Origin of the sequence: Mycobacterium scrofulaceum (assembly GCF_001667885.1) — a bacterium.
Classification (GTDB): Bacteria; Actinomycetota; Actinomycetes; order Mycobacteriales; family Mycobacteriaceae; genus Mycobacterium; species Mycobacterium scrofulaceum_C.
Map to the genome: position 1 here is coordinate 1 of NZ_LZJW01000128.1, position 1,284 is coordinate 1,284.

Genomic DNA, 1,284 nt, shown 5'->3' on the forward strand with positions numbered 1-1,284 from the left:
ACCTCCGCCGCCACCGGACGCCACCGCGACGGCCGTGGTGCGCCCGCTGCCGGATGGCTCCCGGGTGATCCTGGTCGCCGACACGACGCAAACCACCCAGGTGACGCACCAGCTGCGCCTGCTGATGATCGGGGCCGGTGCGATGACGCTGCTGACCGCGGCCCTGTTGTTGATCGCGGTCAGCCGGGTGGCGCTGCGCCCCCTGGACCGGTTGACGGCGCTGGCGAACGACATCAGGACCGGCGATCGCGGGCGACGGCTGCGCCCGGACCGGGCCGACACCGAATTGGGCCGCGCCGCAACCGCTTTCGACGGGATGCTGGACGCGTTGGAGGCCTCCGAAAAGCGCGCCCAGCGGGCCGCGGACGCCGCCCAGCGCGCCGAGAGCGCCACCCGGCGCTTCCTCGTCGACGCCGCCCACGAGCTGCGCACCCCGATCGCCGGAATCCAGGTCGCCGCCGAACAACTCGCCAACAACGCCTCCGCGGACCAGGGTGATGACCTGGCGCAGGGGCAGTATCGCCGGGCCAGCCTGCTGCTGTCCGACGCCCGCCGCGCCGGGCGGCTCGTCTCGGACATGCTCGACCTGAGTCGCATCGACGCGGGGCTGCCGTTGGACGCCCATGACGTTGACCTGGCCGCGATCGCGGACGCCGAAGCCGACCGGGCCGCCATGCTCGCGCCGCAGCTCACCATCAGTCGCACCGGGGCGACCAGCCTGGCCGTCAACGCGGACCCCACCCGGCTCGCGCAGATTTTGTCGAACCTGCTCGACAACGCGCGCCGCTACACCCCGACCGGAGGCGCGATCACGATCGACGTCCGGCGCGACGACGGCGCCGCCGCGGTGACCGTCACCGACAGCGGCCCAGGGATCCCCGACGACGAGCGCGAGCGGATCTTCGAGCGCCTGGTGCGCCTGGACGCCGGGCGCGACCGGGATCACGGCGGCGCCGGGCTGGGCCTACCGATCGCCCGGGCGCTGGCCCGAGCCCACGGCGGAGAGCTGGTGTGCGTGCCGCACGAGGGCGGTGCCCAGTTCCGCCTCACCCTGCCGGTCGTCGCGGCGGCCGACCATAGCGGCGAGCGGTGACCGCCCCGGGTCGAGGCGGCCACCGCTCGGTACGGCTAACGCGCAGCCGGCACTAGAACCCCGGCGGTGGCGGGCGGAAGGGCCCACCCGGAGCCCCCGCAGGCGGCGGTCCGCCCGGCGGCCCGGGTGGCGGCGGTGGCCCACCGGGCCCACCCTGCCCCGGCCCCCAGGGTTGTCCGGGCGGCGGAGGC

General features: G+C 75.5%; 1 protein-coding gene. It reads left to right on the forward strand.

What is annotated here, in order from left to right; translation table 11 throughout:
* The coding region (locus A5681_RS18510; protein ID WP_067278171.1) for a sensor histidine kinase at positions 1-1,093 on the forward strand (1,093 nt) is incomplete at its 5' end.
* Positions 1,094-1,284: the final 191 nt, after the last annotated feature.